The 15,387-nt window shown below is 31.9% G+C and carries 18 protein-coding genes; 16 read left to right on the forward strand and 2 right to left on the reverse strand.

The genetic code is table 11. The annotated features are described in order from the left end of the window. The first annotated feature begins 63 nt into the window (after positions 1-63). Positions 64-564 carry a hypothetical protein gene (locus J2772_RS09745; RefSeq protein ID WP_209916089.1) on the forward strand — a complete coding sequence of 167 codons (501 nt, stop codon included), beginning with the start codon at positions 64-66 and terminating at the stop codon, positions 562-564. 183 nt (positions 565-747) lie between these two features. Here the strand turns inward: J2772_RS09745 and J2772_RS09750 are convergent, their stop codons facing one another. Beyond that, positions 748-990, reverse strand: coding sequence for a helix-turn-helix domain-containing protein (locus J2772_RS09750; RefSeq protein ID WP_209916091.1), 243 nt, complete (start codon positions 988-990; stop codon positions 748-750). Positions 991-1,507: 517 nt separating this feature from the next. Between J2772_RS09750 and J2772_RS09755 the strand changes: the two genes are divergently transcribed. Next, positions 1,508-2,032 (forward strand): hypothetical protein, encoded by a 525-nt coding sequence (locus J2772_RS09755; protein ID WP_209916093.1) that lies wholly within the window; start codon positions 1,508-1,510, stop codon positions 2,030-2,032. A gap of 125 nt (positions 2,033-2,157) precedes the next feature. On the opposite strand, the gene J2772_RS09760 is transcribed toward J2772_RS09755, so the two are convergent. Further along, complete coding sequence (locus tag J2772_RS09760) at positions 2,158-2,748, reverse strand: DUF6624 domain-containing protein (RefSeq protein WP_209916095.1); 591 nt, start codon at positions 2,746-2,748, stop codon at positions 2,158-2,160. 770 nt (positions 2,749-3,518) lie between these two features. On the opposite strand from J2772_RS09760, the gene J2772_RS09765 reads away from it, so the two are divergent. From J2772_RS09765 to J2772_RS09830, 14 genes are all read left to right on the forward strand, one after another. Continuing rightward, positions 3,519-4,298 (forward strand): hypothetical protein, encoded by a 780-nt coding sequence (locus J2772_RS09765; RefSeq protein WP_209916097.1) that lies wholly within the window; start codon positions 3,519-3,521, stop codon positions 4,296-4,298. A 301-nt stretch (positions 4,299-4,599) separates the two neighbouring features. Further along, positions 4,600-4,968, forward strand: coding sequence for a hypothetical protein (locus J2772_RS09770; RefSeq protein ID WP_209916099.1), 369 nt, complete (start codon positions 4,600-4,602; stop codon positions 4,966-4,968). Positions 4,969-5,128: 160 nt separating this feature from the next. Further along, on the forward strand, positions 5,129-6,157 hold the full coding sequence (locus tag J2772_RS09775) for a hypothetical protein (protein ID WP_209916101.1): 1,029 nt from the start codon (positions 5,129-5,131) through the stop codon (positions 6,155-6,157). A 737-nt stretch (positions 6,158-6,894) separates the two neighbouring features. Next, entirely contained in the window at positions 6,895-7,350 is a 456-nt protein-coding gene (locus tag J2772_RS09780) for an NTF2 fold immunity protein (protein WP_209916103.1), read from the forward strand. A 349-nt stretch (positions 7,351-7,699) separates the two neighbouring features. Next, on the forward strand, positions 7,700-8,605 hold the full coding sequence (locus tag J2772_RS09785) for a Kelch repeat-containing protein (RefSeq protein ID WP_209916105.1): 906 nt from the start codon (positions 7,700-7,702) through the stop codon (positions 8,603-8,605). 348 nt (positions 8,606-8,953) lie between these two features. After that, positions 8,954-9,481, forward strand: a complete 528-nt coding sequence (locus J2772_RS09790) for a hypothetical protein (protein WP_209916107.1) — start codon at positions 8,954-8,956, stop codon at positions 9,479-9,481. Positions 9,482-9,652: 171 nt separating this feature from the next. Continuing rightward, on the forward strand, positions 9,653-10,234 hold the full coding sequence (locus J2772_RS09795; protein WP_209916110.1) for an RDD family protein: 582 nt from the start codon (positions 9,653-9,655) through the stop codon (positions 10,232-10,234). Positions 10,235-10,438: 204 nt separating this feature from the next. Beyond that, entirely contained in the window at positions 10,439-10,939 is a 501-nt protein-coding gene (locus J2772_RS09800) for a DUF2004 domain-containing protein (protein ID WP_209916112.1), read from the forward strand. 244 nt (positions 10,940-11,183) lie between these two features. Continuing rightward, on the forward strand, positions 11,184-11,687 hold the full coding sequence (locus J2772_RS09805) for a hypothetical protein (RefSeq protein ID WP_209916114.1): 504 nt from the start codon (positions 11,184-11,186) through the stop codon (positions 11,685-11,687). A 16-nt stretch (positions 11,688-11,703) separates the two neighbouring features. Then, the gene (locus J2772_RS09810) at positions 11,704-12,363 is read left to right on the forward strand and encodes a DUF2461 domain-containing protein (RefSeq protein WP_209916116.1); all 660 of its coding nucleotides are present in this window, start codon (positions 11,704-11,706) and stop codon (positions 12,361-12,363) included. 10 nt (positions 12,364-12,373) lie between these two features. Then, positions 12,374-13,027: a DUF4919 domain-containing protein gene (locus tag J2772_RS09815; RefSeq protein WP_209916117.1), complete on the forward strand. Its 654-nt coding sequence runs from the start codon at positions 12,374-12,376 to the stop codon at positions 13,025-13,027. Positions 13,028-13,056: 29 nt separating this feature from the next. Further along, positions 13,057-13,743, forward strand: a complete 687-nt coding sequence (locus J2772_RS09820; RefSeq protein WP_209916119.1) for a hypothetical protein — start codon at positions 13,057-13,059, stop codon at positions 13,741-13,743. A gap of 55 nt (positions 13,744-13,798) precedes the next feature. Then, positions 13,799-14,257 (forward strand): hypothetical protein, encoded by a 459-nt coding sequence (locus J2772_RS09825; RefSeq protein ID WP_209916121.1) that lies wholly within the window; start codon positions 13,799-13,801, stop codon positions 14,255-14,257. A gap of 47 nt (positions 14,258-14,304) precedes the next feature. Beyond that, a complete protein-coding gene (locus J2772_RS09830; RefSeq protein WP_209916122.1) occupies positions 14,305-15,324 on the forward strand; it encodes a serine hydrolase domain-containing protein in 1,020 nt (339 codons plus the stop codon). Positions 15,325-15,387 lie beyond the last annotated feature (63 nt).

Below are 15,387 nucleotides of genomic sequence, written 5' to 3' on the forward strand. Positions count from 1 at the left end.
GAAATTAAATAATTTTAAATGAAATTTTTTAATTTAGAACAATTCATTCAAAACTATTGAACTATGGATAAAATTACAATATATGAAACAATTACAAACTTTTTATTAAATAACTGGTTTATAAGTATTTTTGTTTTACTGGTTATATGTATAAGTGCAATTCCTCCTCTTCGTGACGGCGTAATCCAAATTAAAGACTGGTTTTTTAAGAAAAAAGAATTTAAAGTTCAAAGAAAGGATGAATTAATAACTTTTGAATATAAAAAAAAAACAACCCTTTTTGATATCGTTAAAGTAAATGCATCTACACATGAATTAGGTGTAAATGCTGAATATCTGTGGATAAATAAATATTATCCGAAACATAAAATTATAGTCCAAGCCTTGAAAACGATTAAAGTAAATAATGAAAAATTATTTTATGATGTTTTTACAATAGAATTAAACAACAAAACAAAATCAATATATTTTGATATTAGTGAGTTTTTTAATGAAAATGGTAGCTCTTTAATAAATTTAGATAAATTTGTAGCTTCAAAGATTAAAGAACTTCATAATAAATAATCAAAAGTCAGAGACTTCGTGTAGCAAAGAACAATATAGCTCTTTTATCCCAAGGTAAAATACTCCCACTCCCCAGTTGCTGAAAGTCAGGAGACTTTGAGCTAATAAAATAAATCTATTTAAAAATAAGCTCCGAAATCTTCAAACTTCGGAGCTTATTTTATATTCTAACTAAGGACAAATCTAATGTTTCTCATCTATTTTGAAATCCAATAAATCTTTAGGCGATACGTTTAAACCTCTGGCCAAATCAATTAATGTAGTAAATGCAAAGTTTCTTTTTCCATTTTCTATATCGCTTACTGTACCTTTAGTAATTTTGGAACTATTTAGGACAACATCATCTTGGGTAAGTCCAGATTTAAGTCTTAAATCTTTGACATGTTCTCCAAATCTTTTTAGTATTTCATCTTGTAAAACGTCCATTTATTAGCACTTTATACAAAGGGCGTAATTTTTTTTACAAATTTTGTTATAAGATCTTGTAACAAAATGAAAATTTCTTATATTTGGAAAAGATTACTCATTAGAGTAATTTTGCGATACTTCAAAGAAATATAGAAGCTATTGCTTAGAATCTCGACTTGAAAACTGGTAATTTAAAAGCAACGAGAAGATAAGCAAGAAGCTCACGACCTAGGCGTGAGCTCTCTTATCTGTTGCACGGTATACCAGTACCTCAAGTCGGATATTGTAGAGTCTCATGCCGTTTTTATTTTCATGCTGTTCTGCTTTTCTACAATCATCTTTTTCTAAGCCTGCTTTATCACATAAAGTATCATGATACGGTACAATGGGGTGTACAATCCATTGCGGCTTTAGGGCTTTTAGAAAAACACAAATTCTATCATATTCATTCGGCTTGTATAGACAGGAAGTTCAGGCATTGCAGGGCTTACTTATTTACTGCTGGGTAAAATCGTACAACAAAAAATACACACTCATGAAAAAAAACAGAACAGACTTTCAATCCCGGCTTGGGAAAGGCCGGAACAAGCATTATGGCTTACAACAGATGGAAACATTTTTTCAGCTCAATGATCTGACAGCGACCAAAGAGCTTTTAAACAGCGTTATGAGCTATGCCCTTAAAAGAAATAGCTGGATAAAAAAAGAACCTTCTGTCATTTATCAATTTCATCAGGCGATGCGTGCATTCATCCGTACAGGATACTTCATCATACTGAAGGAAAAGAAATATATAGTCAATACTAAGGTGGAAGATGTTTCTCCGTTGGTTCTTGGCTTACTTTCTGAGAAAGAATATCAAAATCCACTGTTGGTATTTAAGAAAGCATTCAAAGAATACAGCATCAAAGAATTTGATTATTTTATTTCCGGAATGGTCTATTTTTCAATGGGAATTTATGACAAGCTACCGGAAAGGAATATGATAAACCCATACATTCATCTGATTAAAATGATGGATGCAGCGTACCTTATTGTTGAAAGGAAAGGGAAAATATAAAAGTGACCCAGCTATGCAAAGTCTCTCGACTTTGAGCCGATAACATAAAAATAGACCTTAAAAAGGGCTCCAAAGTCAGGAGACTTCGGAGAGCAAAGTCGTCTACGTGATTACATGTTGTGTTGTTAATTCGGATTGAACTGAATATTAAAATACTTTAAATAATCCTCTATTGGTTCCAATCCCATTTCTTTTCTTCTTTCGTTTACAGTTTCAGGATTTTCTAATTTATACAATTTACCATTTTCTATTTGTGAACCATATATTTGGGGGTTTCCTTCGTCCATTAACATCCTATCTTTCATCAATGCATATTGCTGTTTAGATAAGTCTCCATTTTTTACCGCTTTCTCTATTTGTGGAAAATACTTTTTTCTGATTTCTTTAGTACTATGTTGCAGACCCAACCAGATTGCATCCATGTGTTTTTGATCCACCTCCTTTAATGTCGGCATACCACACTTTTCAATAATGCTAATCACTAATTCCTGATTCCTGTGATCTTCTTTAGCGTATTTGATGAGTTCATTTGATTTTCTAATCCTTTGGTCACTTTCAAAAACTTCGCTCAAGATTTGAATTTTTTTGCTGCAATCGACTTCAATAATATCTACTGAACCTACATAGACAAATTTATCCCTATTCATATAAAGGAATATTGATATCATTAATACAAGAGCGGTTAATATGCTAAATAATATTTTTTTTATTTTCATTTCTATTTTTGTGTCATAATCCAAAATAGATTGACCATTTTTGGTTAAAAATTAATTGTAAAAATAGAAATTATTTTTAAGCGTACGCTCTAAAATATGTAAAGATGAACAGTATTGTTATCCAAACAGAGATTTTTGCGCATCACAGCAAATGTCCTTTTATGGCTACAACTTCACGCGGTTTGTTCTGTGAACGGTGTTTTTTAAAGTATAGACCTAAGTCCGGCATCTATTATTCATGATATTCACTTTTTGAAGGACATTAAAGAACAGTTGTCTGATTATATCTTGCTTGGTGATAAAGGGTATCTCTCATCAGAGGCACAGGTAGATTTGTTTAATTAAGCTAATATTACCTTGGAAACACCCCGATACTCAAAGTCTCCTGACTTTGAGCCGATAAAATAAAAATAGATCTTAAAAAAAAACTCCAAAGTTAGGAGACTTCAGAGAGCAAAATTATCCATCATAACTTACCGCAAAGGAATATGATAAACCCATACATTCATCTGATTAAAATACTGGATGCAGCGTACCTTATTATTGAAAGGAGAGGAAAAGAATAAAGGTAGTCTTGCTACTCGCTGCACAAAATCTCCTCGCTACTGCACAAGTGTATCGTTTGGCTTTCACCTTTAATTTATATTATTAACATGTTTAATCTATAATACTAAAACCGTTCTTTTCAGAACGGTTTTTCGTTATCCATTATTTTAGCATAGCCGGAACTTTTATATCTTTGAGAAATAACCGTATACGAAAACTAATTTATGGGACTATTTGACCTTTTCAGGAAAAAAGAAAAAATACAGACTGAAGAACAAGCAGCACAAAAAGAAACCGAATCTTATCTCGGCGATTTAGACAAAACCGATATTTTATACAAACTTATTCAAATACCTCCAGTAGAAAGAGACGAAAAGTGGCAGCAAACATTCTTAGAAAATATCGGTCATGCAAGTTTCCGCTGCGGAGATCCGCAAGTTGTTACAGGGCCCGATGGGTTTCCTTATTTTCAACTTTTCTTACCAGAACCTAACCAGCCTTTTCAATGTTATGTTATTGACAATATGAAGGATGATTTCTTATTATCATCAGGTTTTGGCGTGGTAATCAATCCAACCGAAAATAGAGCAGATTGGGTTTTATCTTACGGTGATATTCTGAATTTTTATTTGAATAAAACCTTTTATACAACAACAGCATCCGATTTCTCAAATGGAACACGCACCGAAACAATTACGGAAGATGAGAAAGTAATGGTAGGTCAGCCATCAGAAATTCTTTTACCTCAACAGACCAGACAGCTCCTTGCAGATTTTCTGAAGGCTAATGGCATAGTTACTCCTAAAACATTGCTCATGATGCGGCAGAAAAAGGATGGAACAGGAGTTTCACAAGATCTTGTTTTCAATGTAACACCCCATCATTTTAAAGATGAAAATACTTACAGAAGTGTTATGCAAGCAATCAGCTGGTATCTACCTAAACATTATTCATATGTTGGTATGAATGAAAATAGCTTAGGAACTGATTTTATACCATTATAAATTCTAGATTAGAACAAGGGAATAGATAGACCTAATACGAGAAGTCTCCCAACTTTGAGCTACAAAACAAGTCATCCTAAAAAAGAACTTACTCAATAACAAACCGTGATTTTGAACTCTTAAAACCTTACGAACTAAGACTAAAATCCGTTACCAAAATATAGAAACAACCATGAATTTCATAAAGAAATACTTCTCAGAATCAAAAAAGAAGATATCCATAATTTTAACCTTACAGATTTCGGAATCAGATTTAGACAGTTTTGAATATGTAAACTTTAAAATTATAAATTGTTTTGATATGCCTGAAAAGTATGAATATCATTCGTCAAAAGAATATCAACTCAAGAAGCTTGAATACATTTCTGACGAGATCATGAATTCAGAGTACAATATTTTAATCTGTAATACGGGATTAAGTATTACAGACTTTGATACCCTCTCTGAAATGTTAAAACTGCACGAATTAGCCATCAACAAAATTTTAATACCCAACGAATCCAAAAGAAATAAAAAACTGGCTGATGGACAGGAAGCATATAGAAATCACAGTCGCTGGCTCCATTTTTACCCCGGAGAAATTGAGGATATATATAACGAATTTGAAGCAGAAATTAAAAGCTTAAAAACAAGGTGTGAAAATACCGAAACGAAAATATTGGAAATATAAAACCCGTCTAGAGTGACAACACAGAACACTACTAATAAATAATTTACAACAAACAATAAGATATCATAAAAAATATAAACAAATAAATACCATCATAATCAAAACTATATATAAATTTGAAAAATCTAAACAAAATAACCATATAAAACTTAAAAGAACAATGAAGAAATTGATCTTAATGACTTTTTTAACGTTCTCGTTAGCAAGTCACGCTCAGGATTTGAAAAAAATTGAAAAAGAAAAGGCAAAACTGCAACTTTTTGAGGAAGAAAAGTTACCTGAAGCCTTCAATGAAATCTACAAAAAGAATGTTGGAAAAGTTTTGTTTTCCAATACTAAAACCGAACGAGCACTTCCCTCTTCAGCATATATAACAACATTTACCTTAGGAGACAAACTATTTCTCCGAGGATTCTATGAGCACTCTATTTCAAACAGTATATTATTGCAATTGGTAGAAAGTGGCATGAAGACCAAGGATATTAATGGATGGAAAGATTCTTTTGATTCCCAGACCAGATTGATATCAAACCTTTATTTTGATGGTCAGTTCATAGCGTCTTCAGGGAGAGATGAATATTTAAATGAAGAGGATATAACAAGGAAAACCTTATCAATGAAACATAGCCTCAACGACGGTACGGAAACCCTATGGGTGGGAGAAATTCCTTTTCAGGAATTATTGGGCAGACAAGACTTATTGACCCCAGGGAAGCATACACTAAAGATAGTACAGGTTCCTTTAAAGACCTTTGGGAGTGGTTCCGAGTTTCAGTATAAACCGGTAGCTACTGGTGAGATTGAAGTCATTGTACCCAAGGAAATAAAATTCAATGAATCCGATTGTTTTCCAAAAGCAGCCCTCAAGGATGTAAAGATGGAAGCAGAAACACTTAGGGCTATAAAAAAATTCTATAAGGATGGTGCCCCTAATGCATTCAAAGTAATCTTAACCAGCAATGAAATGAAGATCATCAGACAAGAATACACTGGTGTGATCCTTAGAAAAGCTTATGATGCAGCTGTAGTTTCAAAAAAAGGAGACGAAGTATGGTATAATTATTACACATTCCACAAAGAATATAATGGTTCAAAATATGAAGAGGCAGTCGTAAACGATGATGTAGCAACCTCCATACGAGGCGGTGGAAAAGTAGTGAATAAAGGCTGTCTTAAGTTTTTAAAATAATAAAAAAACATCAGTAAAATATTAAACTAGCTAGGAAAGATCTCTCAGCTTTGTACTCATAAACAATCCGAAGTCATAAGGCTTCGGATTTATTTTTAATAACAAACCGATGTGCCCCTGCTCCGCTAAGTCTCTCGACTTTGCGTAAAAATAAATAATCCAGAGTCAGATTTAGTACAATGAGGTACCTCCAACCTCTTCTATAACCCTCTATCACCACTTCATAAAGGGTCTCCAGCCCCTTCCTAACCTCTTATAGCTACTTTACAAAGTCACTTTAGACCCTTCCATAAGTAGCTTTAACCGCTTACGTAAGTGGTTTTACTTCCTTCGGTATAGCCTGTAGGCTGTTAGATAACTGCCTATAACCCTTTATGCAACCCCCTCTCCCCCCTTACCTAAGGGGGTAATTATACCTGATAATGAAATGCAAAACGTAGGCGCCCCCACGCTACCGCACGATTGTATCGTGTGGCTTTGACTTTTAAATTATATTATTGGAATGTTTAATTTATAAAACCGCTCTCCTTTTGTAGGGCGGTTTTCTGCTATCTTAATGTAAAATATAATTTACCCTTAAGAGAATATATTTAGATATTTTAAATGAGTAGAAAAGAATAAACAGTAGTGTAGTTCTATAGTTGTAATAATACATAATAGCTATAGGTCTATAATATTTCCACAATGTGTAAATTTGGAGGTTAGCTGTAACTTTAGACCAGACATCACTTAACAAAATGGATTTCGACAAATACATAGAAAATACTTTACCAGACCCTGACAGAACATCAATGGACACCGTTATTGAGTTCGTAAAAGTTTATAACAAATGGGCTAACGACTGCCATAATTTGGTGAAAACAAACCGAACTAAATTAGATGAACTCACAAAAATGGATAGTGTAGCAAGAAAAGTTTTGCAGAGCATTTACAACAAATATTGCACTTCAAAAAATAGACAATATCAAAGGGAACATACAGGTTATTTTTTCTATGGTGGGACTTATAACTCAAGCTCTGAAATTGTAATTTGTACAGAATTAACAAAAAATAAAGTAGAAATACAAACGGCAAAAATTAAAAACATAGCAACGTCGAAAAAATATATCGTAGTTAAACAAGGACAAATTTGGAAAATTGACACCGTGGAAAGTCTAGCAGGGAACAACAAATGGACATCTAATTCTTTATAAATTTTTGACAACAGAAATGACGAAGATATTTAATTTTATCAAATTGTTTGACAAAAAAGAAGCAGCTAAAAAGAGGGTTGACGATAGTTGGGAATGACGTTTACTGATTCCTTTGGCTTTTAAATTATATTATTGGAATGTTTAATTTATAATATCACACAAAAGGATTCGTGCGGTAGCGAGTGATGATGAAATGCAGAATGTAAGTGAAACCATTCTGGTTATAACAAAAATAACTTTATGCTCATTGGGCTAAAGATAGTTTTAGAAAATTCTCTTCAACTTTTCCTATCTTTAAACCACACTATTCAATTAAAGAAACTTAAATAAATATTAAGCATTAACACCATTGAAAACAAAATTATTATTCCTTTCACTGTTGGGTTCATTCTTAGCCCATTCACAAACACTTCATTTTAAAAGTCTCGCTAATATGTCTGCAGGTAGAGGTGCGGTAACCAGTGTAATAGTAAATGATAATATATATGTGAGCAATGGGTATCAGGAAAAAGGAGGTGACGCGAAGTATATTGAGAAATATAATATTACGGACAACAAATGGAGTGTTCTCAATTCTACTTTACTCACCAAAAAATTTGCTAATTCAGAGACTTACGATAATAAAATCTATATTTTTAACGGTTGGGGAAATAGCCATCTTGAAATTGTAGACCTTGCCACCAATACTATAACGAAAGGAGCTGTTAATCGTTCCTATACAGGCAATGCAGGTTCCGCCATCTATAATGGCAAAATATATGTGTTTGGCGGCAGCGGATTAAGCGGAGCCAAAAGCACTGTATTCTCTGATAAATTCCAGTATTATGATATTGCGTCCAATACATGGCATCCATTACCCGATATGCCTACAGCCAGAGAAACAAAAGGCAAAATTGTTAATGATAAGCTATATGTCATTGGAGGTTTTAATGGTACCCCATCCCGACTGATTAATGTCTACGACCTCAAAACCAATCTCTGGGTCAATCAATATACGATGCCTGCTGGTATATACGGACACTCATTAGCCGTATCCGGTAATAAGATTTTTATTGTAGGTGGTGTGAATAATCAAAGTTTTCTGGCCTATTTTGATACTACAACCAATACATTACATCAGTTGTCATCCAATATGACTCCCAGAAGACACGCTGCAGCGGAAGTATATAACAATAAATTATACATCATCGGCGGAGGTACAACGTCTCTCACCAGCTCAGCTATTAAAAGCATACAAGTGGCAGATATTAATTAAAATGTACTTTCTGTAACTATGAATCGCTTTGGCTTTTAAATTATATTATTAGAATTTATAATAATATAGCCACACGAAAGGATTCGTGCAGTAGCAGAGGGACTTTGCACAAATAAATTTTCACCTATATTTGTTTCTATAATGTACACAAACATGCAAAACAAAAAACACATCAGGGAGAGAAATATCAAGTATTTTTGTGAGATATTGTGTAGTAAACAGGATACTTTGACTTAAAAAAATATAGCTCCTATTGTATTGAAAAAATATTAAGATGCAAATAGAACAACCCTACTTTCTTTTATCATGTTGATCCCATGATCAACGTTACTATAAAATAATCCTAAAATGAAATATAAATTAACAATACTTATACTATGTCTTGGTATTTTCGCTTCTTCACAGATCATAGAATGGAGCCCTATTACTAAATTACACAAAAATGACTTTCAAGGGAAAATACCTGACAACACAATAAATCACGCTGGAACAGCATATAATATTGGTTATGAAATTCTTCCAAATTCAATATGGACAGGGAATATGAAAATCAGAACTTATGCCACATTCAATACATCAGAATCGTGGTTAAATGAAGCTTTTTATACTGATGATATATTGAATCACGAACAAAAGCATTTTGATATAGCTCAAATTTTCGCATATAAATTGCAGCATCTCATTAATAAGGAAATAAAAAGTTCAAAAGATTTCAATGCAAAATTTGAAATGATCAACAAATTAATTGGTGATGAATGTATAAGTTTTCAGAGAAAGTATGATGCAGAAACAGATCACGGAACCATAGCAGATGTACAAAAAAAGTATGATCAAGACATTAGGCAATTATTAGAAGAAAACCGTAAACATAAATAACCCCCTCGCTAGCACGAGCATCATCCTCGTGTCTTAAGTAATCATTCAAAGTCAGCATACTTCGGATAGCGAAAGTTAAAAAGCATCAACAATTTACACTCAAAAACACTTTTCAATTTGTCTTCTTTTGTAAATTTACTTCATAAAAAACTTATACATAAATCATAACCATTGAGGATATCAGAATTAAAAGTTCACAGAATCATTCATAGGCCATCAAGAATAGTTGATAATTATGGCAATAGAATTTTTGAAGAATACGAATATGATTTCAAATACAATCCATATTTTAAGAATAGTGAAACACAAAGATTATTTGCAAAAATTATTGATATACTCCCGTTTATTTTAATCTTAATTTTTCTTTTCAACCTTACAGTCCTTCAAAGTTTACTCACCTCAATTGCAATAGTTATAGTATACGGAGCAATCTGCGAAACAATATTTGGAAAAACGTTAGGAAAAAAAATATTTAGGTTAATTGTAGTTGATGATTTTGCTCACAAACCATCATTATCAAGATCATTAAAACGAAATATTCTTTGTTTAATCAATCTTTTTCCCACATTTACAGATCAACAAGACAGAACCGGAGTTTGGAAAACAACAATGAATTTTAACATGTATCTCAACAATAAATTTGCGAAAACATATATTATAAAAGAAAAAATGTTGAAAGAAATAAAAGAAATGCTAGAAGAACAAGTTAGCCCTACCTCTACTGCGCAAAATCTTCCTACTTTACACAAATAAAAATATTCAAAGTCATCTGACTTCAGATAATGAGCCATTCTTGAACTCTTTATTCTTTATTCCTTTAGCAATAAGCATATGACAAAGATTTCACAAAAGAAATAGACTATATTGAAAGAATAAATTCTATTTTTATCAGACAAAAAAATTGAGTTTGAAAATAAACTTAAAAAATAAATACACCTATTAACTATAAAAATAATCATGGCAGAATACACATTACCCTATTTTGGGCAACTTTCAACAGACAACATAGAAGAATATTATGATGTTACCATTAATTTCAATGGGAATGAAATTCAAATAGATTTAAATTTTGAAAGTGAGAATACTGATGCAGCAAAGCTAGATCAAATAAAAAACTATCTTGAAAATATTGAACCATTTAATAGACTGGCTAAAAATTATATTCTGGAAGACTATCACAATGAAGACGGTGATACTGTAAAATTATATTTGGAACACCATCTTGAAGAAGTTGAGCAGGACAAACTTTCAACGCTTATCAACTTTGAAGATTCAACAGTAGAACCGGAGCAACAACTTTTAACAAAATTAGAATTAGTTAGAATTGGACTTTATCCTGACAATGAAGACGGTTTTGCTATTTTAGATTATTCAATCGGAAAAGAGGTCACCGATTATCTGGTTGTCATCAATACAGATCAAAATGGGCAATTGGATTATATGTCTATGGAAAGCTAAATATCCTCCTATTTATAAAGAATTTATTGTTGCTAAACCACTTTGATTTTCAGAGTGGTTTTTTATTCTATTTTTGCTCACATCTATAACATCAGGAGACTTTGGATAACGAAGAATAATCTACAAGCACATGACAATGAAACATTCATGGAAGAGATAAAATACTTTCAGAAAGTGGAACCCAATCTAAGCTCTTCTCCTCTTTTTAACTAACTTGCTGTCATATTTACAAATAATCATACTCATGAAAAAATTATTAAATAAGCTTATTATTATTGAATTTGAAGATAAAGAACCCCAAAAAGGAATTTTAATTAACTACAGCAAAGATTGGTTTCTAATCAAAGCCAACCCTGTTGATTTTATTTTGGATGGATATTCTGCTGTAAAAAATTATAATGTCAAAAATATCACAATAAATGATGATACTGAATTTGTAGAAAAAGCGATGAAATTAAAAGGTATTTTGGTTAATAAGAAAGCACATAAAATATCACTGAAAAATTTTGATTCAATTATTGAAAGTATAAACAAAAACTTTGAAATATTCAGTTTGGCTAAGAAAAAAGGTGATGCAATCTATCCTGGAAAATTAAAAAAGCTTACGGATCAGAAAATTATTTTAACCTGGATTGATTTGAAAGCAAATTGGGGAGAAAACAGAGAATTTACAAAAGAGAAAATAAGAACCATTGACTTTGATACTGATTATTTAGTTTCCCTAAAATTACTATCAGAAAATAAATAAGAACACTGATCAAAATATGAAAAAAACATTCGAATTTCTCAAACAATTAAATGAAAACAACAACCGGGAATGGTTTGCACAGCATAAATCAGAATATGATTTGATTGTAAAAGAAAATAAATCTTTTTTTAATCAGATTTACACTGAGCTTCAGGAATATGATAAGTTAAAAGGAATTCATATTTTCAGGATTTACAGAGACATTCGTTTTTCCAAGGATCAGACGCCATACAAAACTAATTTTGGTGTGGGATATTCCCGCTCAAAGCCCATGTTGAGGGGCGGATATTATATTCAGCTGGAGCCTGGCAATAGTTTTGTAGGAGGTGGTTTTTGGGGACCTGAAGCTAAGGATTTACTTCGTATCCGTAAAGAATTTGAAATCAGCACTAAAGAAATCGAAAAAATCACTTCTAATGAAACTTTTGTAAAATATTTCGGAGAACTCCAGGGTGATGCTGTAAAAACAGCTCCGCGAGGCTTTGATAAAAATCATCCTGCCATAGATTTAATCAGGAAAAAACAATTTGTAGTGATGCGAAAGTTTACCGATAAAGAGGTCTTCGCAGACCATTTTCAAAAAGAAGCACTGCAAACATTATTGGCTATGCGTCCTTTTTTTGATTATATGAGTGAAGTGCTGACAACGGATCTTAATGGAGAACCTTTAATTTAAAATCAAATAGATGAGAAAATATATCCTTTCAGGTATTTTAATTTTAATATTTCAAACATTCTATACCCAAATAAATACTGACCTGATTAAAAAAAACGTCACCGAAAATCCACAGGAAAATTTTTATAAACTTTTAGACCTATTCAAAACAAACCCTTCCGAACTAACTCAAGACCAATTAAATCAACTGTATTACGGAAGTAAGTTTGTGAAAATGGATTATACCTTTGTGAATTATAATCGTGAATCTGACACATTCTGGAAACCAGCTCAAAAAAGATTATCAAAAAGCAAAGCAGAAAAAATAGTTACTGAAGCAGAATCAAAATATTCAATCAATCCTCTACATAAAAATTTATTGGATAGGATGATGAATATTTATCAGGCATTGGATGAAAATCAGAAAAAAGAATTATGTTCTCAACAAAAGAACTTAATCATTCAAACAATAGAAAAAAGCGGAGATGGGAAAAGTGAGGAGACCCCTATTTGTGTTTTAACACCTGCAGAAGTTTTACAACAGCTTGAAAAACTAGCTACATCTGGACCAAGAGCTGAATTTAGTCAAAAAACGAAACAACTTTCAGATGGAAGCTTACTCACCGTTTATAAAATCGGTAATAGAGAAGTATATGTAAAATTAGTTGGCGGATTTTTGCTGTAAAATAAATCACTTCTTCACCAATTACAACAATGAAATATTATTCAATTTTATTATTATTTATTTTTACGGGTTACTTTTTTTCCCAAAATACTGAAATCAGTCAGTTTAATTTGGCTGAATACAAAAAGCTTATTAAGAAATCCTGTTACTCCGACTGTGAAATCAAAACATATGGAAATCAAAATTTCATTCAATTTAAAAGAAATGATTCCACAATAAATATGTCTTATCAAAAAAATCATATTTCTTCAATAATAAAGACCATTGATAATTATTATATCGTTTATGAATTTCATCCAAATTTAAATATAAAGTCTAGGGTAGAAAATATTGGTGGAGTGAGTCAAATGCTTCAAACTCCTATTGGTATTGAAACGAGGTTTGATATGAATGGTAATATCATTGAACAAATAGATTATGACAATATTCCTTATGATGAAAACATTCCCACACCTAAAAAAAAATATCATGATATTATTTTAGCAGTAAAAAAAGATTTTAATTTCGATGTTTTCAAAGATAAATCTCTGTTTGGTATTCATTCTTTTTATGATGAAAAAACAAAAAAAGTAAACTATAAAGTGATTAAGTTTTTAGGCGACGAAAATAATATCTTAAAACTACTGATCTTCGAATATGATGGTGAAACAGGAAATTTCGTCAAACAAGAAAAAAGTGAAATGCAACTTCCCGACGGAGGATTACCACATTATTAATAGTTTCCATTTAAGTTAATAATTCATACTAAACAAACGATAACAACCCACCAATATGGCATCAGGATTTATTACCCTTCCCAATGGAAAAAATTGGTCTGCACGCTGGTCTCGCTATGATCTGACACTCAAAATCATTATGAATAGACTGAACGAAAATGGTGATGAGGGATGTTTAAAAAAGTGGTTACATTTTATTCTTCCCACAGAAGATGACATAGAAAGTGGATATTGTTTTTTTAGAGTATTTTCAGAAGATCCTTATGATTCAGATAGTATTGTAAGATTCATTGATACCAGATATCTTCACCCTAAATATTATGAAATATTCTGGCAAACAGTGGAAAATCTGAATAATGAATTAGCCATTGAAACATCCATTGGGTTTCTGATGAATGATTTGTATGAATGTTTCCAACACAATCAGCTGCCAACAGGGGAAAGTATCCCTGAAATTGAAGATAAAGATGATATTGATATTTTCTTTATGAATGGTTTCAATATGGGAGCATAGTTTCAATTTCAAAAGAATAAACAAGTAAGCAAAGCAAAATTTAAAACATGTACTACTATAAAAAACTCGTCATAATTTTCACCACTCTCTTACTTTTAGCCAATCATACATTTGCCCAGACGAAGCAAATAGCTCAAATAGACTCTTTACTGAAGTCAGCCAATCAAGCAGGAGTTTTTAATGGAAATATTCTGGTTTCAAAAAACAATAAGGTCATTTACAATACCGCCTTCGGTTTTACTGATGCTTCAAAAACGAAAAAACTTACACCCGATTACAGATTTAATATTGGATCCATTACCAAAGAATTTAGTGGAACAGCATTATTGCAGCTACAGGAACAGGGGAAATTGAAAGTAGAAGATCCTGTCTCCAAATATATTCCGGAATTACCGAAATGGGCCAATGAAGTCACAATAAGAAATTTATTGCAATACACAAGCGGACTACCCAACGTAAATTGGAAAAAAATTAAAAGTAATAAGGATGTTTTTGATGATTTAAAATTGATAGACAACCTTGATTTTGTTCCAGGAACTCAATACGATTACAACATGAACAATGTTTTCCTAAGACAGTTTATTGTTGAAAAAATTACTGGAATGACTTACAAAAATTATGTAAGTAAACATATTTTCAGGCCATGTAAAATGAATTCGTCTGAAATCACACCTATTGTTGTTGAAAAATTTATCGCCAAAGGATTTAATAACAAATTAACAGAAGATAAACCAGATTTTTTGGTTGGCGGAACTTTCTTAACGACCACTGATTTGCTGAAATTTGCAAATTGTCTTCATTCAAAAAAATTAATCAATGAAAATTCATTGTTTGAATTGGGACAACATTTTAATCTGCCGGATACTCAATCCTCTTTGGGAGAGGCCAAATTTATAACCAAAAAATTAGTTGCGCATTCTCATGATGGAAGAGCGGGAAACTATGAAGCTCTTTTGGTTTCTGACCTGAATGAAAAGCTAACCATTATCCTGCTGGGAAATAATTACAACGGAAAATTATTTGAAATTTCCGACGCCATTACCGCTATTTTGAAAAGCGAAAAATAGAGTCTTCCTCAAAAAAATAATTCTGAAAAGTTTCAATCTGCATAAATTAAAACTGTATATTTC

Origin of the sequence: Chryseobacterium jejuense, from assembly GCF_017877355.1 — a bacterium.
Classification (GTDB): Bacteria; Bacteroidota; Bacteroidia; order Flavobacteriales; family Weeksellaceae; genus Chryseobacterium; species Chryseobacterium jejuense_A.

Excerpts from the sequence above, each read along its gene's own strand:
- J2772_RS09825 (WP_209916121.1), top strand. The coding sequence starts at position 13,799 with ATGGCATCAGGATTTATTACCCTTCCCAATGGAAAAAATTGGTCTGCA.
- J2772_RS09745 (WP_209916089.1), top strand. The coding sequence starts at position 64 with ATGGATAAAATTACAATATATGAAACAATTACAAACTTTTTATTAAAT.
- J2772_RS09830 (WP_209916122.1), top strand. The coding sequence starts at position 14,305 with ATGTACTACTATAAAAAACTCGTCATAATTTTCACCACTCTCTTACTT.
- J2772_RS09800 (WP_209916112.1), top strand. The coding sequence starts at position 10,439 with ATGGCAGAATACACATTACCCTATTTTGGGCAACTTTCAACAGACAAC.
- J2772_RS09775 (WP_209916101.1), top strand. The coding sequence starts at position 5,129 with ATGAAGAAATTGATCTTAATGACTTTTTTAACGTTCTCGTTAGCAAGT.
- J2772_RS09810 (WP_209916116.1), top strand. The coding sequence starts at position 11,704 with ATGAAAAAAACATTCGAATTTCTCAAACAATTAAATGAAAACAACAAC.
- J2772_RS09815 (WP_209916117.1), top strand. The coding sequence starts at position 12,374 with ATGAGAAAATATATCCTTTCAGGTATTTTAATTTTAATATTTCAAACA.
- J2772_RS09820 (WP_209916119.1), top strand. The coding sequence starts at position 13,057 with ATGAAATATTATTCAATTTTATTATTATTTATTTTTACGGGTTACTTT.
- J2772_RS09755 (WP_209916093.1), top strand. The coding sequence starts at position 1,508 with ATGAAAAAAAACAGAACAGACTTTCAATCCCGGCTTGGGAAAGGCCGG.
- J2772_RS09760 (WP_209916095.1), bottom strand. The coding sequence starts at position 2,748 with ATGAAAATAAAAAAAATATTATTTAGCATATTAACCGCTCTTGTATTA.
- J2772_RS09750 (WP_209916091.1), bottom strand. The coding sequence starts at position 990 with ATGGACGTTTTACAAGATGAAATACTAAAAAGATTTGGAGAACATGTC.
- J2772_RS09765 (WP_209916097.1), top strand. The coding sequence starts at position 3,519 with ATGGGACTATTTGACCTTTTCAGGAAAAAAGAAAAAATACAGACTGAA.
- J2772_RS09790 (WP_209916107.1), top strand. The coding sequence starts at position 8,954 with ATGAAATATAAATTAACAATACTTATACTATGTCTTGGTATTTTCGCT.
- J2772_RS09805 (WP_209916114.1), top strand. The coding sequence starts at position 11,184 with ATGAAAAAATTATTAAATAAGCTTATTATTATTGAATTTGAAGATAAA.
- J2772_RS09780 (WP_209916103.1), top strand. The coding sequence starts at position 6,895 with ATGGATTTCGACAAATACATAGAAAATACTTTACCAGACCCTGACAGA.
- J2772_RS09770 (WP_209916099.1), top strand. The coding sequence starts at position 4,600 with ATGCCTGAAAAGTATGAATATCATTCGTCAAAAGAATATCAACTCAAG.